This is a genomic window from Streptomyces sp. SD31, assembly GCF_052068475.1.
In the GTDB taxonomy this organism is placed as follows: Bacteria; Actinomycetota; Actinomycetes; order Streptomycetales; family Streptomycetaceae; genus Streptomyces.
Genome location: NZ_JBQHCX010000002.1, coordinates 390,071 through 413,119, shown reverse-complemented (window position 1 = coordinate 413,119; position 23,049 = coordinate 390,071). Strand labels below are relative to the sequence as shown.

Annotated in this window: 19 protein-coding genes and 1 pseudogene; 7 read left to right on the top strand and 13 right to left on the bottom strand. The window is 68.1% G+C overall.

Features of this window, described 5'->3' with window-relative positions:
- Positions 1 to 3: 3 nt before the first annotated feature.
- From ACTMVF_RS05820 to ACTMVF_RS05795, 6 genes are all read right to left on the bottom strand, one after another.
- Entirely contained in the window at positions 4 to 303 is a 300-nt protein-coding gene (locus ACTMVF_RS05820) for a hypothetical protein (RefSeq protein WP_441269856.1), read from the bottom strand.
- A gap of 210 nt (positions 304 to 513) precedes the next feature.
- A complete protein-coding gene (locus ACTMVF_RS05815; RefSeq protein ID WP_441269855.1) occupies positions 514 to 1,575 on the bottom strand; it encodes an ABC transporter ATP-binding protein in 1,062 nt (353 codons plus the stop codon).
- Positions 1,568 to 2,551, bottom strand: a complete 984-nt coding sequence (locus ACTMVF_RS05810; protein ID WP_441269854.1) for an ABC transporter ATP-binding protein — start codon at positions 2,549 to 2,551, stop codon at positions 1,568 to 1,570. The genes ACTMVF_RS05815 and ACTMVF_RS05810 overlap by 8 nt, the downstream gene beginning before the upstream one ends.
- Positions 2,552 to 3,468: 917 nt before the next feature.
- Positions 3,469 to 4,485, bottom strand: a complete 1,017-nt coding sequence (locus ACTMVF_RS05805; protein WP_441269853.1) for an ABC transporter permease — start codon at positions 4,483 to 4,485, stop codon at positions 3,469 to 3,471.
- Positions 4,478 to 5,401, bottom strand: coding sequence for an ABC transporter permease (locus ACTMVF_RS05800; RefSeq protein WP_441269852.1), 924 nt, complete (start codon positions 5,399 to 5,401; stop codon positions 4,478 to 4,480). The genes ACTMVF_RS05805 and ACTMVF_RS05800 overlap by 8 nt, the downstream gene beginning before the upstream one ends.
- A 7-nt stretch (positions 5,402 to 5,408) precedes the next feature.
- Positions 5,409 to 7,034: a peptide ABC transporter substrate-binding protein gene (locus tag ACTMVF_RS05795; protein WP_441269851.1), complete on the bottom strand. Its 1,626-nt coding sequence runs from the start codon at positions 7,032 to 7,034 to the stop codon at positions 5,409 to 5,411.
- A gap of 526 nt (positions 7,035 to 7,560) precedes the next feature.
- Between ACTMVF_RS05795 and ACTMVF_RS05790 the strand changes: the two genes are divergently transcribed.
- The 6 genes from ACTMVF_RS05790 to ACTMVF_RS05765 all read left to right on the top strand — a co-directional run bounded on the left by ACTMVF_RS05790 (position 7,561) and on the right by ACTMVF_RS05765 (position 15,041).
- Positions 7,561 to 8,589, top strand: coding sequence for an ABC transporter permease (locus tag ACTMVF_RS05790; protein WP_441269850.1), 1,029 nt, complete (start codon positions 7,561 to 7,563; stop codon positions 8,587 to 8,589).
- A gap of 81 nt (positions 8,590 to 8,670) precedes the next feature.
- A complete protein-coding gene (locus ACTMVF_RS05785) occupies positions 8,671 to 10,431 on the top strand; it encodes an ABC transporter substrate-binding protein (protein WP_441269849.1) in 1,761 nt (586 codons plus the stop codon).
- A gap of 106 nt (positions 10,432 to 10,537) precedes the next feature.
- Positions 10,538 to 11,518, top strand: a complete 981-nt coding sequence (locus ACTMVF_RS05780) for an ABC transporter permease (protein WP_441269848.1) — start codon at positions 10,538 to 10,540, stop codon at positions 11,516 to 11,518.
- 50 nt (positions 11,519 to 11,568) lie between these two features.
- Positions 11,569 to 12,603 carry an ABC transporter ATP-binding protein gene (locus ACTMVF_RS05775; protein WP_441269847.1) on the top strand — a complete coding sequence of 345 codons (1,035 nt, stop codon included), beginning with the start codon at positions 11,569 to 11,571 and terminating at the stop codon, positions 12,601 to 12,603.
- 30 nt (positions 12,604 to 12,633) lie between these two features.
- Positions 12,634 to 13,680, top strand: a complete 1,047-nt coding sequence (locus ACTMVF_RS05770) for an ABC transporter ATP-binding protein (protein WP_441269846.1) — start codon at positions 12,634 to 12,636, stop codon at positions 13,678 to 13,680.
- 320 nt (positions 13,681 to 14,000) lie between these two features.
- A complete protein-coding gene (locus ACTMVF_RS05765; RefSeq protein ID WP_441269845.1) occupies positions 14,001 to 15,041 on the top strand; it encodes an amidohydrolase family protein in 1,041 nt (346 codons plus the stop codon).
- 53 nt (positions 15,042 to 15,094) lie between these two features.
- Here ACTMVF_RS05765 and ACTMVF_RS05760 read toward each other — a convergent pair.
- Positions 15,095 to 15,460: pseudogene (locus tag ACTMVF_RS05760) on the bottom strand (VOC family protein); the annotation flags it as partial.
- Positions 15,461 to 15,492: 32 nt separating this feature from the next.
- On the opposite strand from ACTMVF_RS05760, the gene ACTMVF_RS05755 reads away from it, so the two are divergent.
- A complete protein-coding gene (locus tag ACTMVF_RS05755) occupies positions 15,493 to 16,230 on the top strand; it encodes a class I SAM-dependent methyltransferase (protein ID WP_441269844.1) in 738 nt (245 codons plus the stop codon).
- A 12-nt stretch (positions 16,231 to 16,242) separates the two neighbouring features.
- Here ACTMVF_RS05755 and ACTMVF_RS05750 read toward each other — a convergent pair whose 3' ends face one another.
- From ACTMVF_RS05750 to ACTMVF_RS05725, 6 genes are all read right to left on the bottom strand, one after another.
- Positions 16,243 to 16,737, bottom strand: coding sequence for a hypothetical protein (locus tag ACTMVF_RS05750; RefSeq protein WP_441269843.1), 495 nt, complete (start codon positions 16,735 to 16,737; stop codon positions 16,243 to 16,245).
- A 119-nt stretch (positions 16,738 to 16,856) separates the two neighbouring features.
- Entirely contained in the window at positions 16,857 to 17,984 is a 1,128-nt protein-coding gene (locus ACTMVF_RS05745; RefSeq protein WP_441269842.1) for an ABC transporter ATP-binding protein, read from the bottom strand.
- 36 nt (positions 17,985 to 18,020) lie between these two features.
- Positions 18,021 to 19,082: an ABC transporter ATP-binding protein gene (locus ACTMVF_RS05740; RefSeq protein ID WP_441269841.1), complete on the bottom strand. Its 1,062-nt coding sequence runs from the start codon at positions 19,080 to 19,082 to the stop codon at positions 18,021 to 18,023.
- A 48-nt stretch (positions 19,083 to 19,130) separates the two neighbouring features.
- Positions 19,131 to 20,111, bottom strand: a complete 981-nt coding sequence (locus ACTMVF_RS05735) for an ABC transporter permease (RefSeq protein ID WP_441269840.1) — start codon at positions 20,109 to 20,111, stop codon at positions 19,131 to 19,133.
- Between the two features lie 79 nt (positions 20,112 to 20,190).
- Positions 20,191 to 21,999: an ABC transporter substrate-binding protein gene (locus ACTMVF_RS05730; RefSeq protein ID WP_441269839.1), complete on the bottom strand. Its 1,809-nt coding sequence runs from the start codon at positions 21,997 to 21,999 to the stop codon at positions 20,191 to 20,193.
- A 74-nt stretch (positions 22,000 to 22,073) separates the two neighbouring features.
- Positions 22,074 to 23,045: an ABC transporter permease gene (locus tag ACTMVF_RS05725; protein WP_441269838.1), complete on the bottom strand. Its 972-nt coding sequence runs from the start codon at positions 23,043 to 23,045 to the stop codon at positions 22,074 to 22,076.
- Positions 23,046 to 23,049: the final 4 nt, after the last annotated feature.

Sequence of the window (23,049 nt, the reverse complement as noted above, 5' to 3'; positions counted from 1 at the left end):
GGGTCAGTCGCTCAGCAGGCCCAGGAAGACCAGGAAGGGAAGACCGACGAGCAGGAGGTGGACGACACCGGTCTTCCAGTAACGCAGCACCGCGGCGAGGGCGAAGCCGCCGCCGGCCAGCCATGCGGTGAGGACCAGGATGCGGTGCTGGTCCTCATCCGCCCGCTGGTCGGCGTACTCGTCGAAGCCGGCGCCGATGCCGGCGACGACCATGCCGTAGCCGAGGATGATCATGAGCAGGACGTCGAAGAGTCCCACGAGGACGGCGAGCAGACCGTCGTGCTCGCGTGGCCGGCGTTCCATGAGCCAAGCGTTGCGTAGTGGCGGGCCCTGGTCCTGAGTACCCGTACTCATTCGGTGTCCACACAGCAACGAGCCGGGGTGACATGGCGCACCCCGGCTCGTTTACGGCACCCGCACGGCCGTACGCTGTTCAGCCTGACGCGTCCGTATATCGGGATCGGGTCGGCTGAGTTGCCTGCGTGTTAACGCGGTTCGTGTGTGTATGTACGGCTATGACACCGCCTCCGGCGGAACGACTTGCCCCGGCGCGGGGCTCCTGATCGATACGGCCTCCGCGAAGTGACAGGCCGAGGCGTGCGCTTCGGGCCCGCTCGCCTCCCCGAAACGCGTCGGCACCGCGAGCGGCGGTGCCTCGGAGGCGCACCGTTCCCGTGCCTTCCAGCAGCGGGTGCGGAAGCGGCAGCCGGAGGGGACGTTGGTCGGGGACGGGACGTCGCCCGCGAGGATGATGCGCTCGCGGTGTTCCCGGGCGTCGGGGTCGGGGACGGGGACCGCGGAGAGCAGCGCCTGGGTGTAGGGGTGCGTGGGGTGGTCGTAGATCTCGCTGTCCTTGCCGATCTCCACGATCCGGCCGAGGTACATCACCCCGACCCGGTCGGAGATGTGCCGGACGATCGACAGGTCGTGGGCGATGAAGACGTAGGAGAGGTCGAACTCGTTCTGCAGGCGGTCCATCAGGTTGATGACCTGGGCCTGGACCGAGACGTCCAGTGCGGAGACCGGTTCGTCGGCGACGATGACCTCCGGGCGCAGCGCCAAACCCCGGGCGATGCCGATGCGTTGGCGCTGGCCGCCGGAGAACTGGTGCGGATAGCGGTTGATGTACTCGGGGTTGAGGCCGACCACGTCCAGCAGCTCCCGCACCCTGCGGCGGCGATCGCCCTTCGGGGCCACCTCGGGGTGGATGTCGTACGGCTCGCCGATGATGTCGCCCACCGTCATACGGGGGTTGAGGGAGGTGTACGGGTCCTGGAACACCATCTGGATGTTGCGGCGTACGGCCTTCAGGGCGCGGCCGGACAGTCGGGTGATGTCCTCGCCCTTGTACTTGATCGAACCGGCCGTCGGGCGCTCCAGGTTGACCAGCATCTTGGCGACCGTGGACTTGCCGCAGCCGGACTCGCCGACGATGCCGACGGTTTCCCCGGCGTGGAGCGTGAAGTCGACGCCGTCGACGGCCTTGACCGCGCCGACGTGCTTCTTGAAGAGGATGCCCCGGGTGAGCGGGTAGTGCTTGACGAGGCCGCTGACCTCCAGAATCGGCTCAGCCATGCAGGCACTCCCTCCAGAAGTGGCAGGCGCTGCCCCGGGCCGTGTCCGAGTCGGTGACCTCGTACAGCGGGGGGACGTCCGTGCGGCACAGGTCCTGGGCCAGGGGGCAGCGGGGGTGGAAGGCGCAGCCCGGGGGGATGTTCATGAGATTGGGGGGCAGGCCCTTGATGGCGTAGAGCTCCTGGCCCTTCTGGTCCAGGCGCGGGATGGAGTCCAGCAGGCCTCGGGTGTACGGGTGGGCGGGTGCCTTGTAGAGGGCGTGGACCGGCGCGGACTCGACGATCCGGCCCGCGTACATCACGGCGATCTTGTCGGCGACGTCGGCGACCACGCCGAGGTCGTGGGTGATGAGGATGAGCCCCATGCGGTACTCGCGCTGCAACTCGGCGAGCAACTCCATGACCTGGGCCTGGACGGTGACGTCGAGGGCGGTGGTGGGCTCGTCGGCGATGATCAGCGCGGGTTCGAGGGCGAGGGCCATCGCGATCATGATGCGCTGGCGCATACCGCCGGAGAACTGGTGCGGGTACTGCCGCACGCGCTCCCTGGCGCCCGGGATCCTTACCCGGTCCATCAGCTCGACGGCCTTCGCCCGCGCGTCCTTCCTCGACATCCCCCGGTGCACGACGAACATCTCGCCGAGCTGGTCCCCGACGGTCAGCACAGGATTCAGCGACGACAGAGCGTCCTGGAAGATCATCGCCATCTCGGCCCCGCGGACCTTGCGCCGCTCCTCTTCCTTCAGCTTGAGCAGGTCCCGCCCCTGGAAGAGGATCTCGCCCCCGGTGATCCTCCCGGGCGGCATGTCCAGGATCCCCATCACCGCCTGCGCGGTCACCGACTTCCCGGACCCGGACTCCCCGAGCACGGCGAGCGTCTCCCCCGCGTCCACGGCGTAGTTGACGCCGTTGACGGCTTGGGCGACCCCGTCCCGGGTCCTGAACTCCACCCGCAGGTCACGCACTTCCAGCAACATGCGGCCGGCTCACCTCACTTCGCATCGAGGGCGTCGCGCGGAGGCGTCCCGCCGAGTGGTACGTACACCAGGACTGGGCCGGCCCCCATGGCCTGCGACCGACGCCTGCGACCGAAAACCCGGGGCGCCCGCCCCGCCCACCGCCCTGCGCGACCGGGCCGGGGACGCCGAGTGCCAGGTGACGGACGGGTGTTGGACCGAGAGCCGGGTGCCGCGTGACGGCCGCGTCCCGGGCGAGGGCCGGGTGCCGGGCGACGGCCGGATGCCGGGCGACGGCAACGAGATGCAGGACCGACAGCCGGATACTGGTCGAGGCCCAGTGCCGACCCGGTAGCCAGACGCGGCACGGGCGGCCCGATGCAGGACTGACAGCCGAATGCCGGATCGGCGACCCGATGCTGGATCCACAGCCGGATGCCGGACCGGCGGCCGGAGACCGGTCGGAGGCCCGAGACCGGCCCGAGGCCGGACACCGGCCCGAGGTCGGACACCGGCCCGAGGTCGGACACCGGCCCGAGGTCGGACACCGGTCGCGGAGGCCAAGTGCCGGACCGGCGGACGGACGCAGGACGCACAGCCCGATACCGGACCGACAACCGGACACCAGTCGACGGCCCCGTGCCAGCCCCACAGCCAGACCCAAGACCGACACCCAGACGCCCGTCGACAGCCAGGCGCAGGACCGGCGGACGGTAGCCGCCGGTCGCGGCGAAGCCGCATGGGCCGGCCGGGCGTACCGCCCGACCGCACGTGGGCCGGCGGGCACCGCGTCGCCGGGCATGGCGCCGGCCGGAACCGTGGTTGCCGGCGGAACCGTGGTCGTCGGCGCGTCCGGCGGCCGCAGCAGGGGATGCGGGGCGTGATCCCACCGCCTCCTCCGCATGTCCGCACCGCGGACCCCGCACCACATCGCCCCGTCACCTCAGCTTCGGATCAAGGGCGTCGCGCACCGCGTCGCCCAGCATGATGAAGGCCAGCACCGTGATCGCCAGGGCGCCGGAGGGCCACAGGAGGGCGTGGGGGGCGTTGCGGATGTAGGGGGAGGCCGCGGAGATGTCGATGCCCCAGGAGACGCTCGGGGGTTTCAGGCCTACGCCGAGGTAGGACAGGGTTGCCTCCAGGGCGATGTACGTGCCGAGCGCGATGGTGGCGACCACGATCACGGGTGCGATGGCGTTGGGCGCGATGTGGCGGAGCAGGAGGCGGGAGTTGGAGGCGCCCAGGGCGCGGGCGGCCTGCACGTAGTCGTTCTGCTTGGCGGTGATGACCGCGCCGCGCGCGATGCGGGAGATCTGCGGCCAGCCCAGCAGCACGATGAAGCCGATGACCGGCCAGACGGAGTTGCTGGTGACCACCGACAGCAGAACCAGCCCGCCGAGGATGACCGGGATGGCGAAGAAGACGTCGGTGACACGGGAGAGCACCGAGTCCCACAGGCCGCCGAAGAAGCCGGCCAGCGCGCCCAGCACCGAGCCGAGGACCGCGACCCCGAGCGTGGCGCAGACGCCGACCGTGACGGACGTACGGGCGCCGTGGACCGTGCGCGTGTAGACGTCGCAGCCCTGGCCGTCGTAGCCGAAGGGATGGCCGGGCGCGGAACCCTGCTGGGCCTTGGCGAGGTCGCACTTGAGGGGGCTGCCGGAGGCGATCGCGGAGGGCCAGAAGGAGATGAAGAGCAGGAAGAGGATGATCAGGGCGGAGACGAGGAAGACCGGGTTGCGGCGCAGGTCGCGCCAGGCGTCGGACCACAGGCTGCGGGGTCGTCCGGCGGAGGTGGCCGAAGGGTCGGGTACGAGTCCCTCCCGGCCCTTGCCCCCGGGGCCGCCCGGAGCCCCCGCCGCCGTCCTCTCCACCTCGCTCGCTGTCAGATCCGGCGCGCCGCCCGTGCCGCTGCCGGCGATCGCGCCCTCGAACTCCAACGGCCGGTCAGGCATAGCGGATCCTCGGGTCGAGTACGGCGTACAGGAGATCGACGACCAGGTTGCACAGGAGGAAGACGAGGACGAGGACCGTCACGAAGCCGACGACGGTCTGGGTGTTCTGGCGCAGGATGCCCTGGTAGAGCTGATAGCCGACGCCGTGGATGTTGAAGATCCGCTCGGTGACGATCGCGCCGCCCATGAGGAACCCGATGTCGGCACCGATGAAGGTGACGACGGGGATGAGGGAGTTGCGCAGCAGGTGGCGGGTGACGACTCGGTGTCTGGGCAGGCCTTTGGCGATGGCCGTACGGACGTAGTCGGAGCGACGGTTCTCCGCGATGGAGGTGCGGGTCAGGCGGGTGATGTACGCGAGGGACACCGAGGCGAGGACGAGGCCGGGGACGATCAGCTCGTCGAAGGGGGCTTCCGTCGAGACGGAGGGACGGATCCAGTCGCGTTCCACGCCCAGCAGCAGCTGGAGCAGCAGGCCGGTGACGAAGGTGGGGACGGAGATGACGACGAGGGTGAGCAGGAGGACCCCGGTGTCGATGGGGCGGCCGCGGCGCAGGCCGGTGACCACGCCCAGCGTGATCCCGATGAGGACCTCGAAGAGGATCGCCACGATCGTGAGCCGGATGGTGACCGGGAAGGCCGTCGACATCAGCTCGGTGACTTCCTGGCCGTTGAACGCCGTACCGAAGTCTCCGGTGAAGACGTTCCCCATGTAGGTCAGGTACTGCTGCCACACGGGCTGGTCGAGGCCGAACTCCTTCTTCAGCCGGGCCGCCGTCGCCGCGTCGCACTGCCGGTCGCCGCACAGGCCCGCGATGGGGTCGCCCATCACGTTCACCATGAGGAAGATCAGCAGGGTCGACCCGATGAACACCGGGACCATCTGCACCAGGCGCCGGACGACGTACCGCCCCATGACGGGTTCAGCCGACCTTGATCTGGTCGTAGACGGGGACGCTGAACGGGTTGAGGGCCACGTTCGACAGCCGCTCGGACCAGCCGGCGCTGCCGTTCTGGTACCAGAGCGGGATGGCCGCCATGTTGTCCCGGACGACCTCCTCGGCCTTCTGGAACATCTCCACGGCCTTCGCGGGGTCGGTCTCGGCGTTCGCCCGGTCGACGAGCCGGTCGAACTCCTCGCTCGACCACTTGCCGTCGTTGGACGAGGCGTTGGTGTAGTAGAGCGGCTGGAGGAAGTTCTGGGTGAGGGGGTAGTCCATCTGCCAGCCCGCCCGGAAGGGGCCGGAGAGCTTCTGCGTCGTGGACTTGCTGCGGAAGTCGGCGAAGGTGCCGATCGGGTTGCCGACGCAGGCCCGGTCGTTGTCCAGGGCGTTGTTGATGGAGTTGCAGACCGCGTCCACCCACAGCTTGTGGGAGCCGGTGTCCGCGTTGTACGTGATCTTCACCTGGCCGCCGGGCAGCCCACCGCCCTCCTCGATCAGCTTCTTGGCCGCTTCGGCGTCGTACTCGCACCACTCACCGCACAGCCCCTCCTTGTAGCCGCCGTCCGCGCCGAGGACGGGTGAGGTCCAGTCGGTGGCGGGGGTGCGGGTCTTCTGGAAGATGGTGTCGGTGATCTGCTCGCGGTTGATCGCCCGCGACAGCCCCTTGCGGACCTTGACCGAGCCGGCCTTGTTCCAGTTCTTGTCGTAGTGGGGGAAGGCCAGGGTCTGGATGATGCCGGCGGGGGTGTTCAGGTAGCGGTCGCCGAGGTCGTTCTCGACGTTCTTCAACTGCTGGGCCGGTACGTCGTCGACGAGGTCGAGGTTGCCGGCCATGAGGTCGGTGTAGGCCGTGTTGTTGTCCGTGTAGACCTTGAGGGTGACGCCGCCGTTGCGCGCCGCGTCCTCGCCCGGGTAGGCGTCCCACTTCGTCAGGCGCATCTCGGAGCCCTTGGTGTACGACTCCACGGCGTACGGGCCGTTGCCGACCGGCTTGGCCAGCCAGCCGTCGTGGTCCTCGTAGAACGCCCGGGGCAGCGGCACGAAGGCGTTGTATCCGAGGGTGTCGGGGAAGCTGGAGAACTTCTGGCTGAGCCTGACCGTGAAGGTCCGCTCGCCCGTGACCTTCAGCCCGGACATCGTCTCGGCGCTCTGCTCGCCCTTGGCCGGGTGGACCTTGTCGTAGCCCTCGATGTAGCTGAAGAAGTAGGCGTTCTTCTGGTTGTTCTTCAGGCTCGCCCCGTAGTTCCAGGCGTCCACGAAGGACTTGGCGGTGACCTTCTCGCCGTTGTTGAAGGTCCAGCCGTCCTTGACGGTGACGGTGTAGTTCCGCGAGTCGGAGGTCTCGATCCGCTCGGCGAGCATGTCCTCGGCCTCGCCGGTCTTCGGGTCGTACTGCTTCAGCCCGCGGAAGATCATGGAGAGCACCTTGCCGCCCTGCACCTCGTTGGTGTTGGCCGGCTCCAGCGGGTTCTGCGGATCGGTCCACGAGGAGCTGAGCACGGCGCCGCCGTCACCGCCGCTGTCACCTCCGCCTCCGCAGGCCGTCGCCGCGAGCGCGACCGCCACCGCGCATGCGGCCCATCCGGCGTTCGTGGCTCCACGCATGGGTGCCTCCTCTGATCCTGATCCGTTACGGGCCAATATCGAGTCAAAAGGCACAAATCGCACACGGGCTCCGGCCAATGGAGCAACACGCCATCCGGATGCACGCATCGGCACGGCATCCTCGCGACACCCACGCGGCATCCTCGCGAGCGACGAAACGGACTTCTCCCACCGGGACACCCGCCGGGTCAGTGGATCTTCCGTGTACCGCGCAATGGATCTTCACGTTCCGATGCAGAACCGTTGGATTTCGACCCCCCGATGTACGCATTTCGGCACCTGACCGTCCGCATAACGAACTCATTGCCCGATTAGTCCAGTTGGTCCGAGTCAAGGCACGACTCGATTACGTTGCGCTACCCGCGTAGCTACGGAATGGTAAAGGCAGGGTAAAAAACGTAAAGAGACAACCAAGTCGCCCGAGAATTTATTGACCTTGAATGAATTGCGTTGAAAAAGTCCGGCGTAGCCCGTAGGGGAGCGTGCCCTGCGGAGTCATCAGACCCTCCCTTGGGCCAGGAGCACCATGACCCCCCCAACTCCATCAGCGGCTGCCCCGCTTGAGACGACCGACGAGAGCATCGAAAAGTCGCCTTCGCCCTCCACCCATAAGGGCAACGAGAGCCGCTCGCCTGGACGACTGGCGTGGACCCGCTTCAAGCGGGACCGCACGGGCGTCATATCGGCGTACATCGTGATCTTCTTCTTCGTGATCGCGCTCGCCGCTCCGCTCATCGCGAAGCTGTACGGCAAGGATCCGTACACCACCTACGCGAGCCAGCGGCCGGAGCTGCTGAACGCCTTCTCCTACCCGGCGGGTCCGAACGGGGGCATCAGCTCGGAGTTCTGGTTCGGCATCGAGCCCCAGCTCGGCCGTGACGTCTTCACCTTCCTGCTCTACGCCATCCGCACGTCGCTGGGCATCGCCGTCGCGGCCACTTTGCTCACCGTGTTCCTCGGTGTGGTCATCGGCGTCACCGCGGGCTATCTCGGCGGCAAGACGGACTACCTCGTGGGCCGGGTCATCGACATCCTTCTGTCGTTCCCGTCCACCCTCTTCTTCATCGCCTTCATGCCGGTCGTGTACGGGCTCTTCGTCGCCCCCGACGAGGACATCCCGACCTGGCTGCGGGCCACCGGCCTGATCATCGTCCTCTCCTCCTTCGGCTGGGCGTCCATCGCCCGACTGCTGCGTGGCCAGGTACTCGGCCTGCGCGAGCGGGAGTTCGTCGAGGCGGCCAAGGTCACGGGTGCGTCACCGCGACGTATCGTCTTCAAGGAACTGCTGCCCAACCTGTGGACGCCGATCATCATCCAGTCCACGCTGATGCTCCCGGCGTACGTCACCGCGGAGGCGGGTCTCGCCTTCCTCGGGGTCGGCATGATCGACCCGACCCCGGACTGGGGCGTCATGATCCAGCGGGGCGCAATGTTCTACACCGAGGACATCACCTTCATGCTCTTCCCGGGTCTGTCCATGGTGATCTTCGTCCTCGCGTTCAATCTGCTCGGCGACTCGGTACGCGACGCGCTCGACCCCAAGTCCAAGCGCTGACTCCGGCTCTTCAGGACCACGGCAAAGGAGCCGGGGTGCCGGATCTCTCTCATCAACTCCCTCTTTCCAAGGCAGGAAGCCATGTCCTTCTCCCGTAGAAACTTCCTCATCGCCACCGGCGTCGCCGCGGCGTCGACCTCGGTGCTGAGCGCGTGCAGCAGCGGCAGCGAGGGCGGCTCCGGGCAGAACGACGCCCCCAAGGTCAGCGGCTCCAAGACGGTCGACATCCCGGTCGGCACCAAGGCCGACTCGACCGGTCCGGCCCCCGAGGTCAAGGGCGCGGTCAAGGGCGGGACGATCTACTCGCTCCAGCAGTTCGACATGGACCACATGGACCCGGCGCAGATCTACAACTCGACCGAGGGCGCCATCACCGTCCCGATCATGCGCGGTCTGACCGGCTACAAGCTGGACGACAAGGGCGGCGCCGTCCTGGTCGGCGACGCCGCGACCGACGCCGGCACCATGAAGGACGGCGGCAAGACCTGGTCCTTCACCCTGAAGGACGGTGTGAAGTGGGAGGACGGCGCCGACGTCTCCATGGAGGACGTCCGCCACACCTTCGAGCGCCTCTTCGCCACCTTCATCACCGAGGGTCCCCGCTACGTCCAGAACTGGCTCGAGGGCGGCGAGAAGTACAAGGGCCCGTTCGACGGCAAGAGCCTCGACTCCATCGAGATCGACGGCAAGACCGTCACCTTCCGCCTCAACGAGGCCCGCGCGGACTTCAACTACACGCTCGCCATGCGTGGTTACTCCCTGGTGCCGAAGAAGCACGACACCAAGGAGAAGTACGACAAGCGTCCGTTCTCCTGCGGTCCGTACAAGATCGAGAGCCGCAGCGTCGGCAAGACGCTGACCTACTCGCGCAACGAGCACTGGGACCCGAAGACCGACTCGATCCGTAACGCCTACCCGGACAAGTACGTCTTCCAGATGGGCTTCGAGCTGGTGGCGTCGACGGACCGCTGGATCGCGGACCAGGGCAACGACCAGTACTCGGTGCCGATCTTCAACGAGGTCGCGCCCGAGCGCGTCGCTCAGGTCCTCACCAACCCCGAGCTGAAGAAGCGCGTCCTCACCTCGGTCGACACGGCCACCTACTACTGGCCGATCAACATGACCCGCATCAAGGACCTCAAGGTCCGCCAGGCCATCAACTACGCCTGGCCGCACCAGCAGATCCAGACCATCAGCGGCGGCAAGGCCACCACCGAGATCGCCACCACGGTCCTCGCGCCGGTGACCCCCGGCTACACCAAGTTCGACCTGTACGGCGTCGACAAGAAGCCCGGCGGCAACCCCGAGAAGGCCAAGGCCCTGCTGAAGGAGGCCGGCAAGCTCGGCCAGAAGCTGGTCATCGCCTACCAGCAGTCGGACACCGCGGTGAAGACCGCCGTCGCCATCAAGAACGCGCTCGAAGAGGCCGGCTTCACGGTCGTCAACAAGCAGGTCGACAAGTCGACCTTCTACACGCAGATCGGCAAGATCGACAACGACTTCGACCTGTTCGCGGCCGGCTGGAGCCCGGACTGGCCGAACGGTTACTCGGTCTTCTACCCCTGCTTCAGCGGCAAGAACATCGGGGACGGCCGCAACAACTACTCGCAGCTGAACGACCCGGGCGTCAACAAGGCGATCGAGGCGGCCTCCAAGATCGCGGACGTGGACGAGGCCAACAAGGCCTGGGGCAACGTCGACAAGATGGTCAACGAGCTGGCCGCGGTCGTTCCGGACTACCACAAGATCCGCAACTACCTGTACGGCTCCAAGGTCGGCAACGTCATCTGGGACGGCGCCAACACCTGCGTCGCGCTCTGCAAGCTCTACGCCAAGAAGTAAGCGCACACGACTCGTCGGGGGCGGCCATCCCGCATGGCCGCCCCTGCGGCCCACCCCCCTCTACTTCCCTCCCGGCGACGGCGCCCCGTCCGGAAAGTCACGCCTCATGTTCCGCTTCCTTGTCCGCCGAGTCCTCGGCGCGCTGGTCATTCTGTTGATCATCAGCGCCATCACCTTCTGGCTCTTCTACGCCGTGCCGCGTGACCCCGCCATGATGTCCTGCGGCAAGAACTGCACGCCTGAGGCCCTCGAGCAGATCCGGAAGAACCTGGGCATCGACAAGCCCATCCCGGTCCAGTACTGGCTGTGGCTCGTCGGCATCTTCGCCGGGCGCAACTACCCCGGCTACGACTACTGCAACGCCCCCTGCCTCGGCTACTCCTTCGCCAACCGCGAGCCCGTCTTCGAGACGATCATGGACCGGCTGCCGACGACCCTGTCGCTCGCCTTCGGCGCGGCCATCGTCTTCCTGATCCTCGGTATCGGCGCGGGCATGCTCGCGGCTCTCAAGCAGGGCCGGTTCCTGGACAAGTTCGCCAGCTCGGTTTCGCTGCTCGGCTCCTCGCTCCAGATCTACTTCGTCGGCTACATCGCGATGTTCTTCTTCGTCGCGCAGCTGGGGTGGCTCGACCAGCCGCAGTACACGCCCCTCACCGAGAACCCGGCCGCCTGGTTCTCCGGACTCCTGCTGCCCTGGCTGGTCCTCGCGATCATCTTCACCGCCAACTACACCCGTATGACGCGCTCCCAGCTGGTCGAGCAGCTGAGTGAGGACTACGTCCGCACGGCCCGGGCCAAGGGCCTGTCCCGGTCGAACGTGTTCTTCCGGTTCGCCTGGCGCGGCGCCATGGGCCCCATCGTCACGGTGTTCGGTATCGACCTGGGTGTGCTCATCGGTGGCGCGATCATTACCGAGTCGACCTTCAGCCTCCAGGGCATCGGCCGGCTCGCGGTGAAGTCCGTGGACCAGAGCGACCTTCCGATGCTGCTGGGTGTAACCCTCCTCGCGGCCGGCGCGATCGTCTTCTTCAACATCGTCGTCGACGCCGTCTACGCCCTCATCGACCCGCGGATCCGGCTCGCCTGACCTCCGCCCCCCACTCCCGACCCCTCGCATCACCCCCCAGGAGCGTCCCCGTGACGAGCACCGATCAGCAGCCCTTCCTCTCCGTCAGGGACCTTCAGGTCCACTTCTCCACCGAGGACGGCATCGTCAAGGCCGTCGACGGGCTCTCCTTCGATCTCGCCAAGGGCCAGACGCTCGGCATCGTGGGTGAGTCGGGATCCGGCAAGTCCGTCACCAACCTGACGATCCTGGGCCTGCACGACCCCCACCGCACGTCGATCGACGGTGAGATCCTGCTGGACGGCAAGGAGCTGCTCGCCGCCTCCGAGAAGGAACTCGAGCGGCTGCGCGGCAACAAGATGTCCATGATCTTCCAGGACGCGCTGGCCTCACTGTCGCCGTACCACACCATCGGCACCCAGATCGGCGAGACGTACCGCAAGCACACCGGTGCCTCCAAGAAGGAGGCCCGGGCGCGGGCGATCGAGATGCTGCGGCGGGTCGGGATCCCTCAGCCGGACGTGCGGGTGGACGACTATCCGCACCAGTTCTCCGGCGGTATGCGCCAGCGCGCGATGATCGCGATGGCGCTGGTCTGCGACCCCGAGCTGCTCATCGCGGACGAGCCGACCACGGCTCTGGACGTCACGGTCCAGGCCCAGATCCTGGATCTGCTCAAGGAGCTCCAGCAGGAGTTCGGCACGGCGATCATCTTCATCACGCACGACCTCGGTGTCATCGCCGACATCGCGGACGACGTGCTGGTGATGTACGGCGGCCGGTGCGTGGAGCGGGGCACCAAGCAGGAGGTGCTGCGCACCCCGCAGCACCCCTACACGCTGGGCCTGATGAGTTCCATGCCGAGCCTGGACGGCCCGGTCGACGTGCCGCTGGCACCGATCCCGGGTTCGCCGCCCTCGCTGCTCAACCCGCCCTCCGGCTGCCGTTTCCACCCGCGGTGCACCTTCACCGAGAAGGTCGCGGGCGGGCTGTGCTCCACGGAGCGGCCGGTGCTGGACGTGGTGGAGGGCCGGGGTTCCGCCTGCCACATCCCGCTGGAGCAGCGCGCCGACCTCTTCGCCGACTTCGCCGGATCCCGGCACTGACTGACGTACACGAGACGGGACTTCACCATCATGAGCAACGCGCAACCGCTCCTGGACGTCAGCGGTCTGACCAAGCACTTCCCGATCAAGGGCGGCTTCCCGATCAAACGCACGGTCGGCGCCGTCCAGGCCGTGGACGGTCTCGACTTCCAGGTGGCCGAAGGCGAAGCCCTCGGCCTGGTGGGCGAGTCGGGCTGCGGCAAGTCGACGACCGGCCGGCTGATCACCCGGCTCCTGGAGCCGACCGGCGGCAAGATCTCGTACCGCGGCCAGGACATCACGCATGCGGGGCGCAGGCAGCTGGCGCCGGTCCGCTCCGAGATCCAGATGATCTTCCAGGACCCGTATGCGTCGCTGAACCCGCGCCAGACGGTCGGCAAGATCATCGCCGGTCCAATGGAGATCAACGGCATCAACCCGGCCGGCGGCCGCGAGAAGCGCGTCCGTGAGCTGCTGGAGATCGTCGGCCTCAACCCCGAGCACTACAACCGCTTCCCGCACGAGTTCTCCGGCGGCCAGCGCCAACGTATCGGCGTGGCACGGGCATTGGCGCTGGAACCGAAGCTGATCGTGGCGGACGAGCCGGTGTCGGCGTTGGACGTCTCCATCCAGGCGCAGGTCGTGAACCTGCTCCAGAAGGTCCAGCAGGAGCTGGGCATCGCGTTCGTCTTCATCGCCCACGACCTGGCGGTGGTCCGCCACTTCTCGCAGCGCGTGGCCGTCATGTACCTCGGCAAGATCGTCGAGATCGCCGACCGCGACGACCTGTACGGCAACCCGCGCCACCCCTACACCCGGGCGCTGCTGTCCGCCGTGCCCGAGGCGACCGCGGACGACGTCCCGGCCCGCGAGCGCATCCGCCTCCAGGGCGACGTCCCCTCGCCCATCAACCCGCCCTCCGGCTGCCGCTTCCGCACCCGCTGCTGGAAGGCGACGGAGAAGTGCGCGACGGAGGCTCCGCCGCTGGTCCAGGTCGAGGGCAACAAGCCCGGCCATCTGACCGCCTGCCACTACCCGGAGACGCAGGACGCGGTCCTGGAGCCGCGCCTCTCCAAGGACCCCGAGCCGGCGGTCTGACCCGGCCTCAGGAGCAACAGGGCCCGCGCCTCCCCGGCGCGGGCCCTTACCTTTCCGGACCTTTCCGGCCGGTCGGCTCAAGGGTTGGGGTTGAGTAGGCCGGCCGCCTCTGCCGGCCTCCGGTTGAGCTCGGCATGAGCACGCTCAGCGGGTGTGAGCAGTGAGCCGGTCGCGGGCATCAGCAGGGATGCGGATGTCGGCATCGGGCACGGCGGGGCTCCTTCCCCTCATCCACGCAGGGTACGGAGACGCACCCGTGACCCCACGCGGTTTCGTGAACCCGGACCGCTGCCTCCGCGGAGCCCACTATGTTGGGTGAAATGGCCCTCCACCTGCGCGGCACGCTCCTCCCCGAGGGCATCGCCCGGAACCTCTGGATCCTCGGCGACCGCATCACCTTCGACCGCCCGTCGGTCGAGGCGCGAACGGTCGCCGACGGCGGCTACCTGCTTCCGGGACTGGTCGACGTGCACACGCATCCTGGGTCCCCGTCCGAGGGGGAACCCGTCTTCGACCCCGACGCGTTCGCCGAGCAGATCGCCGAGCATCGGGATGCCGGGACGACGGCGCTGCGGTTCCCCGGGCTTCTGGGCGAGATCCCGGACGGGCTGCGCGAGGCCCCGGACGCGCCGCGCATGATCACGGCCGGGCGGTGGCTGGCGTGGGCGGGGCTGTCGAGAAGTGCCGACTTCCACACCGTCACCGATGACCTCGTGGCAGCCGCCGTCGCCGAGGCCAAGGCCCACGACGGCTGGTGCAAGCTCATGGGCGACTGGGACTTCGAGGCGGATCCGGTGCCGTACGACATCCTGCGCGCCGTGGCCGACGCGGTGCACGCGGCCGGGGGGCGGGTCGCCGCGCACTGTCAGTCGGCGCAAGGTGTACTCAACGCCGCTCGTGCCGGGATCGACTCGATCGAGCACGGGATGGGGATGCCGCAGGAGTGCGTCGAGCTGATGGCCGCCCACGGGGCCGTCTACGTCCCCACCCTCACCGCCTTCGCCCGCAGCGCACCCCGCATCAAGGACAACCCCCGCGGCCGCCTCTGGCACGAAGGCCACCGCATCATGATCCGCCGGGTCCGCGAGGCCCACGACGCCGGTGTCACCGTCCTCGCCGGCACCGACTCCGTCCCCTTCGGCAACGTCGCCACCGAGGTCGAGCACCTCATCGCCGCCGGCCTGCCCGCCGACGTGGCGGTGGGCGCGGCGAGCTGGGCGGCGCGGGACTTCCTGGGGCTGCCGGGGCTGGTCGAGGGCGGGCTCGCCGACGTGACCGTGTACGACGCGGATCCGCGCCGGGAGCCGGGGGTGCTGCGGCAGCCGCGGCGCATTGTGCTGCGGGGGCGGGTCGTGCGCTGAGTGTCACGGCTCCGGCCTACCGCCGGTCCGGCCGGTCCTTGTTCCGGTGCGCCGCCCAAGAGCAGCGTCCAGCCGTGCCCGGACGCCACCGCCACCAACGCGTCGAGCGCCGTGCGGCCCCCGGGCAGGTGGAAAGCCAGGTGGTTGAGGCCGGGCAGCAGACGGTCGTGGTGGTCGCCCGCCAGCACCGGGGACTGCTCGACGACGATGTATGTCTCCCCCGTACCGCCCCTCCCCGCCCCGTCTTTCCCCGGGCGCCGGCTGCGGCCCTCCGCCCACTCCTGGTACGGCTCATAACCCAGCCGTTCCAGCAGCCACCCCCACGACACCACCGCACGCCCCAGATCGGGCACCCACAGTTCGATGCGATGCAGCAACTTCCGTCCCCTCCGGCCCTGTTGAAGGCCGGAGCGTGCCATATCCCGTGGCCCCGTGTGGCACACTGCACCGAATGGTCGATCGGTCGTTCGCGGATCTCTCGCTCGCCGCGTTGTACGACACCCTCAACCCGTGGGGGCCGGGTGACGACTTCTACCTCGGGCTCGTGATGTCCGCCGAGTCGGTGCTCGATGTCGGTTGCGGGACGGGGCGGTTGCTGCGGCGGGCCGGTGCGGAAGGTCACCGCGGGCGGCTCGTGGGGCTCGATCCGGCCGCCGCCATGCTCGTCCAGGCCCGGCGGCACGGTACCGGCGTCGAGTGGGTGCTCGGGGATCTGCTCACCCGGGACTGGGGCGGGCGGTTCGACCTGGCCGTGATGACCGGGCACGCGTTTCAGGTGCTCGTGCGCGACGAGGAGTTGCGCGCGGCGTTGCGGGCGGTGCGCGAGGCGCTGCGCGTCGGCGGACGGTTCGTGTTCGAGACGCGGAATCCGGCGGCGCGGGCCTGGGAGACGTGGACGCCGGATCGGGTACGGGAGGTCACGGACGAGGACGGGCGTGTCGTACGGGTGTGGCACGAGGTCGAGGAGCCCGTCGTGGCAGACCGGGTGACCTTCACCGAGACCTACGCCTGCGACACCTGGCCGGAGCCCGTCGTCAGCCGCTCCACCCTCCGCTTCCACGGCCCCGACGCCCTGTCCGCCTTCCTCCACGAAGCCGGCCTCACGGTCGTCGAACAGTACGGGGACTGGCGGCAGGACCCGCTCACCCCCACCGCGCCCGAGATCATCACCGTGGCCCGGCGAGCCTGACAGTGAGCACTTTCACGGCATGTCGAGTTCGGGCAGGGAGAAGAAGGCCTCGATCGCCCGCACGATCAGTTCCTCGCGGTCAGCTCGGTCGAGCTCCACGTACGGCCCGATCAAACCCGCCGCCGTGAGGGCGGGCGCCGGCAGGTCGGGCTCCTCGCCCACCCGGTGGGACGGATCCTCGAAGCTGAAGCCGGTGATCAGGCGTCCCTCACGGTAGTACTGGAACGCGGGGCCGTGCGCCTTGGCGATGCATGGTTCCGTCACGAACACGACGAGCTCACCGCCGGCCCGACACAACTGCCCATAGTGAGCGAGATCGTAGTCGCCGCTGTCCCAGCTGAGCATGTCGTGCATGACCAGCCCCCACTCGGTGCCCTTGCCGTACGCGAGAGGCATGCGTCGCTGGGCGAGGAGACCCCGCGTGAGCGCGTCCAAGGACATGCCGCGGAAGAAGACGACGTTGGTCTCCTCATGGTGCGGGAGCGGGCCGCGTATCCAATGCTTCATGCAGGGCACCGTAGAGGAGGCCACTGACATCGTCGTTCAGCCGCACTCCCGTGAAGACGACCTCCCGTGAAGACGACCCGCGAAACGCGACCCGCGACACACGACCCGAGAAGCACGCCCTAGTCGTCCGACTTTTCCAGCGCCGCCAGCGCCGGATCCAGCACGATGTCCTCCTCCCGCGCCTCGATCGTCGGCTCCTCCGGGAAGTGGCAGGCCGTCAAGTGGCCCGCGTGGTTGCCGGAGATCTGGATCAGCGGCGGCTCCTCGGCGGCGCACTTGTCCTGTGCCTTCCAGCAGCGGGTGCGGAAACGGCAGCCGGAGGGCGGGGAGATGGGCGACGGCACGTCACCGGCCAGGCGGATCCGCTCCCGCTGGGGCACCTCCTCACCGTCCTCGCCGGGCACGTTCACCTCGGGCACGGCGGACAGCAGGGCGTGGGTGTAGGGGTGCCGGGGGCGGGTGTAGATGGAGTCGCGGTCGCCGACCTCGATCACCTTGCCGAGGTACATCACCGCCACGCGCTGCGAGAAGTGGCGGACCACCGCCAGGTCGTGGGCGATGAACAGGAACGCGATGCCCAGCTCCTGCTGGACCTTCTGCAGCAGGTTCACGACCTGCGCCTGGATGGAGACGTCCAACGCCGACACCGGCTCGTCCGCCACGATCAGCTTCGGTTCCAGCGCCAATGCCCGTGCCACGCCGATACGTTGGCGCTGGCCGCCGGAGAACTCGTGCGGGAAGCGGTTGTAGTGCTCGGGGTTGAGGCCGACGATCTCCAGCAGCTCACGGACGCGCTTCTCGCGGCCGCCGGCCGGGTTGATGCCGTTGATCTCCATCGGACCGGCGATGATCTTGCCGACCGTCTGGCGCGGGTTCAGCGAGGAGTAGGGGTCCTGGAAGATCATCTGGATCTCGGAGCGGACCGGCGCCAGCTGCCTGCGCGTGGCATGCGTGATGTCCTTGCCCCGATAGGAGATGCGGCCGCCCGTCGGCTCCAGGAGCTTGGTGATCAGCCGGCCGGTCGTCGACTTGCCGCAGCCCGACTCCCCCACCAGGCCGAAACTCTCGCCGACGTGCACGGTCAGGTCGATGCCGTCCACCGCCTGCACCTGGCCGACGGTCCGCCGGATCGGGAAGCCGCCCTTGACCGGGAAGTGCTTGACGAGCTTCTCCACCACCAGCAGCGGTTCGCCGGGTTCGTCGGTGGCGGCTTCGCCGGGTGCGGGGAGGACGAGGTCCTCTGTCATAGCCGTGGTCCTCCTCAGACGGGGCCGATCGGGGTGCTAGCGCAGTCGGGGCTTGATCTCTTCTTCGAAGATGGTCCGCTTCTGGTCCGCCGTCAGGTGGCAGGCCGAGGAGCGGTCAGGGCCGAGCAACGGGACCTCGGTGACACAGCGGGCGCCGCCGACCCGGTCCCGGAAGGTGCAGCGGGGGTGGAAACGGCAGCCGGAGGGCGGGTGGAGCAGTGACGGCGGGGAGCCGGGGATGGGAGCCAGCGGGGCGTGCGGGTCCGAGTCCAGGCGGGGCATCGAGTTCAACAGACCCCAGGTGTACGGGTGTTGCGGCGCCCTCAGCACCTCGCGCACCGAGCCGCGCTCCACCGCGCCGCCCGCGTACATCACCATGATGTCGTCGGCCATGTCGGCGATGACCCCGAGGTCGTGCGTGATGAAGATGATCGCCGAGCCGAACTCCTGCTGCAAGTCCTTCAGCAGGTCCAGGATCTGGGCCTGGACCGTGACGTCCAGGGCCGTGGTCGGCTCGTCGGCGATCAGCAGGTCGGGGTCGCAGACCAGTGCCATGGCGATCATCGCGCGCTGGCGCATACCGCCGGAGAACTGGTGGGGGTAGTCCTTCGCCCGTTGCCCGGGGTTGGGGATGCCGACCTTCCCCAGCATCTCCACCGCCCGCTCCCAGGCGGCCTTCTTCGAGGCGCGCATGTGCTTCATGTACGGCTCGGCGATCTGTCGGCCCACCGTGTAGTACGGCGACAGCGCGGTGAGCGGGTCCTGGAAGATCATGGCGGCCTTGTTGCCGCGCAGCTTCTCCAGCTCGGACTCGCGGGCGGTGGTCAACTCCTGGCCCTCCAGGAGGATCTCGCCCTCGATGGTGGTGAACATCGGGTTGTGCAGCCCGAGGATCGTCAGGTTCGTCACCGACTTCCCCGAGCCCGACTCGCCCACGATGCCCAGCGTCCTGCCGCGCTCCAGGTCGAAGGAGAGCCCCTCCACGGCCCGTACGACGCCGTCCTCGGTCTTGAAGCTGACGTGCAGGTCCCGCACCGACAGGAACGCGTCCGTGCCCGCCGGGACGGGGGCGCCGGCTTCCTTGGTCACAGTGGTCACGTCAGTGCTCCTCGGGCAGGTCCTCTGGAAAAGGTTCCCCGGCGCGGGCTAGGCCAGCCGCACGCGCGGGTCGATGAAGGCGTACGCGGCGTCGACGACGATGTTGCAGAGCAGGATCATGGTGGCGGAGAACAGCATCACGCCCAGCAGCAGCGGCAGATCACTGAAGAACACCGACTCCACCGCCAGCCGGCCGAGCCCCGGAAGTCCGAAGGTGTACTCCGTGATGATGGCACCGCCGAGCAGCGATCCGAGGTCGATGCCGAAAATGGTGACGATGGGGATCAGCGAGCCGCGCCAGGCGTAGCGGAAGAAGACGTACCGGCGGGACATGCCCTTCGCGCGGGCGGTGCGGACGTGCTCCTCCTGGAGCTGCTCGATCATCGACGAGCGCGCCATACGGGTGTACTGCGAGGCGAAGATCGTGGAGAGCACCACCCAGGGCAGGAGCAGACCGGTGAACCAGGCCACCGGGTCGGCGGTGAACTCGTTGTAGGCGGGTTTGTCCAGAATCCGGGCCTGGTAGACGAGGATCGCCAGGGCCAGCGGGCCGAGGAAGTAGATCTGCATCGAGCTGATCACCATGGCGCCGGCCGTGAAGGTCTTGTCGACGATCGTGCCCCGCTTCCAGGCGGCGATCAGACCGGTGCCCAGGCCGATGACCAGGAAGCAGACGGCCCCGCCGAGGGTGAGCGAGACGGTGGTGGGCAGGCGGTCCATCAGGGTGCCCCAGACCTGTTCGTTGGAGTGGTACGAGTACCCGAAACAGGGGGCGGGGCACGGCCCTTGGGCGAAGTCGTCGCTGCCCATGACGAGGTTGTGCAGGAAGATCCAGTACTGCTCGGGGATCGGCTTGTCGAGGCCGAGCACATGGCGCAGGTTCTCGAGGTTGGCCGGGGTGCACGTCTTGCCGCACATCAGGAGCGCCGGGTCGCGCGGCATCCCGAAGAACAGCAGGAACGCGACGATGCTCAGCAGGAAGAGGATGACGACGGCGCCGAGGGACCGGCGGACGAGGAAGCGCAGCATGGCAGAGGCAGCTCTCAGCGGGCCGGAGGGCATCCGGCGCGCACCGTCGCCGGGCGCGCCGGATGCCGTGTGGGCGGGGTTACTTGACGTACAGGCGGCGCGGGTCGACGCCGCCGATGACGTCGTCGTAGACGAGGCCGCCGATCTTGGATCCGGCGATCTGGGTCTGCTTGAAGTACCCGGTCGGGACGACGTTGATGACGTCCTTCACGAGGTACTTGCCGAGCTTGTCCCACTCGGCGGCGGCCTTGGCCGGGTCGGTGATGGTGTTGATGCGGTCGATCTCGCTGTTGACCTTGGGATCGTTGACCTGCGAGTAGTTCTGCGCGCCGTCGGCGATCCCCCGGCCGTCGAAGCAGGGCGGGATGACGGTCGAGGCGGAGGGCCAGTCGGCGCCCCAGTTGGTGTTGAAGATGTCGAAGTTGTTGTTGAGCTTGCTGACCTGGTCGTAGTACGACTCGGCCGGGACCTCCTGGCGCTGGACGTCGAACCCGGCCTTCTCCAGGCCCGCCGCCATGGCGGTGGAGTACGCCTGGCCTTCCTGGGAGTTGATGTAGCCGAAGGTCAGCTTCATGCCGACCTTGCCGGCCTCCTGGAGGATCTTCTTGGCCTTGGCGGGGTCACCGGCGGGGTTCTTCTTCTTGCCCCAGGGGTCGAAGGAGGGGTCGTAGCCGCTGACGGTCGGGCTGATGATGCCGCCCGGGATCTCCATCGCCGCGCCGCCGCCGTAGGCCCGCTGGAACGGCGAGACCGGCAGGGCGTAGGCGATGGCCTCGCGGACCTTCTTGTCCTGCATCGCCTTGTGGCTGAGGTTGATGTTCATCTGGCCCACGTAGGGCTGGTAGCCGACGACCGTGCGGGACTTCATCTGCGGGTCGCTCAGGACCTTCGACAGGTTGCCCGCGTCGACCGAGTTCTGCCAGCTGACGGAGGTCTGGTCGGTGCCGCTGTCGGCGAGGAGCGCCTTGGTGGAGTCCTCGTACTGCTGGTTGAAGGTGATGTTGAACCGGTCGACGTACTGATGGCGGATCGGGTCGGTCGCCGGGTCCCAGTTGGTGTTCTTCACCAGCACCATCGACTTGCCGGACTTGAAGGACTGGATCTTGTACGGCCCGGACACCACCGGATCCTTGTCGTACTGCTCCTTGGTGTCGCCCTTCTGGGAGACGACCGCGTAGCCCGCCATCGCCAGCGCGTACGGCAGGTCGGGGTGCGGCTTCTTGAACTTGAAGACGACGGTCTTCGCGTCCGGCGTCTCCAGGATGCTGTCCGGCAGGTGCTTGCCCTTGAAGGGGCCGTCCGGCAGCAGCTTGCGGTAGTCGGAGCCCGGGGTGTCGGCCAGCCACTGCTGGAGGTACGGCGGGCCCTGGTTGATGAAGGGGGCGAACTGCCGCTCGAAGGTGTGCCGGATGTCCGCGGAGGTGATCGCGGAGCCGTCCTCGAACTTGATGCCGTCCTTGAGTGTGTACTTCCAGGTCTTGCCGCCGTCCGTGGTGGTGCCGGAGTCGGTGGCGAGGTCGCCGACGACCTCGTGCTTGCTGCCGTCGTCGCTGGTCGCCTTGTAGCCGGTGAGCCCTCGGTGCAGCAGCAGGGCGACCTGCATCTCGTTGAACACATAGATCTGGGCCGGGTCGAGGTGGGCGTAACTGTCGCGGGCGGGCACCGAGATGGTGCCGCCGGGCTTGGCGCCCGGGACCTCGGGGGCGGGGCCCTCGGAGGCCGCGGCGTCACCGAACTTGATCAGCGCCTTCTGCCGTTCGGCGTTCTCCTGCTGCTCCTTGTCGTTGCCACCGCTCTTGCTGCCGCCCGAACTGCACCCGGTCAGCACGAGTGCCGCGGCCGCGAGCACTGAGACCACGGCATGTACGTGGCGTCCGCTCCTGCTCATCACTCGGTTTCCACCCATCTGTCGTCACCAGTGCGAAGGAACCCAGACCTTGTAGGTCCGCCGGTCAGCTTGGGTCAGCGCGCCGTCTTGGGGTCGAAGGCGTCCCTGACGGAGTCCCCGAGCAGGTTGAACGCCACGATGAAGACGATCATCGAGATGCCGGGGAAGAACATGTACGTGATGTCGTTCTGCATCACGAGCTCGGTGGACGCCTTGGCGAACATCTGCCCCCAGTCCGGCGTCGGTTCGACGATGCCCACGCCGAGGAAGGACAGACCGGCCTCGGCGGTCACGAAGTTGGGGAGCATGTAGGTGCCCTGTACGAGGATCGGCGTCACCACGTTCGGCAGGATCTCCTTGCGGATGATCCGCCCCGGCGGGGCCCCGCTGACCTTGGCCGCCTCGATGAACTCCCGCTCCCTCAGGGCGAGTGTGGTGCCCCGGAGGATCCGTCCGAGGCTCATCCAGCCGAGGAACCACTGCACGAGGATGAGGGCGACGACCCGGACGTAGACCGGGGTCTCGTCGCGCGGGCTGACGAACAGTGAGACGACCACCGGCATGCTGGCGATGAAGAACAGCTGGGCCGGGAAGGCGAGGAGGAAGTCGATGACGCGGCTGATCCAGTAGTCGGCCTTGCCGCCGAGGTAGCCGGCCGTGACGCCGAGGAGGATCCCGGTGAGGACCGTCGCGAGCGTGACGGCGACGGAGATCATCAGCGAGGTGCGGATGCCGTAGAGGAGTTTGGTGAAGACGTCGTAGCCGTTGCCCGGTTCGAGGCCGAACCAGAACTCGCCGCTGATGCCGCCGTTGGGCTGCACGGGGACGCCCGCGCTGTCGAAGAGCTCGGGGCGCTCGTCGGCGTAGACCGTGTACGGGTCCTTGCCGTACAGCTTGGAGATCACCGGGGCGAGCAGGCCGATCAGGAAGAAGAACAGGACGACGTAGGCCGAGATCACGCCGGTGCGGTCGCGCTTGAAGCGGATCCACATCAGTTGGCCGGGGGACCGGCCGACTAAGTGCTCCGTCTCTGCTGGACTGGTCACAGTT

Coding starts and splice junctions, on each gene's coding strand:
- ACTMVF_RS05770 (WP_441269846.1), top strand. CDS start 12,634: ATGAGCAACGCGCAACCGCTCCTGGACGTCAGCGGTCTGACCAAGCAC.
- ACTMVF_RS05745 (WP_441269842.1), bottom strand. CDS start 17,984: ATGACAGAGGACCTCGTCCTCCCCGCACCCGGCGAAGCCGCCACCGAC.
- ACTMVF_RS05820 (WP_441269856.1), bottom strand. CDS start 303: ATGGAACGCCGGCCACGCGAGCACGACGGTCTGCTCGCCGTCCTCGTG.
- ACTMVF_RS05750 (WP_441269843.1), bottom strand. CDS start 16,737: ATGAAGCATTGGATACGCGGCCCGCTCCCGCACCATGAGGAGACCAAC.
- ACTMVF_RS05755 (WP_441269844.1), top strand. CDS start 15,493: ATGGTCGATCGGTCGTTCGCGGATCTCTCGCTCGCCGCGTTGTACGAC.
- ACTMVF_RS05815 (WP_441269855.1), bottom strand. CDS start 1,575: ATGGCTGAGCCGATTCTGGAGGTCAGCGGCCTCGTCAAGCACTACCCG.
- ACTMVF_RS05780 (WP_441269848.1), top strand. CDS start 10,538: ATGTTCCGCTTCCTTGTCCGCCGAGTCCTCGGCGCGCTGGTCATTCTG.
- ACTMVF_RS05735 (WP_441269840.1), bottom strand. CDS start 20,111: ATGCTGCGCTTCCTCGTCCGCCGGTCCCTCGGCGCCGTCGTCATCCTC.
- ACTMVF_RS05810 (WP_441269854.1), bottom strand. CDS start 2,551: ATGTTGCTGGAAGTGCGTGACCTGCGGGTGGAGTTCAGGACCCGGGAC.
- ACTMVF_RS05765 (WP_441269845.1), top strand. CDS start 14,001: ATGGCCCTCCACCTGCGCGGCACGCTCCTCCCCGAGGGCATCGCCCGG.
- ACTMVF_RS05785 (WP_441269849.1), top strand. CDS start 8,671: ATGTCCTTCTCCCGTAGAAACTTCCTCATCGCCACCGGCGTCGCCGCG.
- ACTMVF_RS05730 (WP_441269839.1), bottom strand. CDS start 21,999: ATGAGCAGGAGCGGACGCCACGTACATGCCGTGGTCTCAGTGCTCGCG.
- ACTMVF_RS05795 (WP_441269851.1), bottom strand. CDS start 7,034: ATGCGTGGAGCCACGAACGCCGGATGGGCCGCATGCGCGGTGGCGGTC.
- ACTMVF_RS05800 (WP_441269852.1), bottom strand. CDS start 5,401: ATGGGGCGGTACGTCGTCCGGCGCCTGGTGCAGATGGTCCCGGTGTTC.
- ACTMVF_RS05790 (WP_441269850.1), top strand. CDS start 7,561: ATGACCCCCCCAACTCCATCAGCGGCTGCCCCGCTTGAGACGACCGAC.
- ACTMVF_RS05805 (WP_441269853.1), bottom strand. CDS start 4,485: ATGCCTGACCGGCCGTTGGAGTTCGAGGGCGCGATCGCCGGCAGCGGC.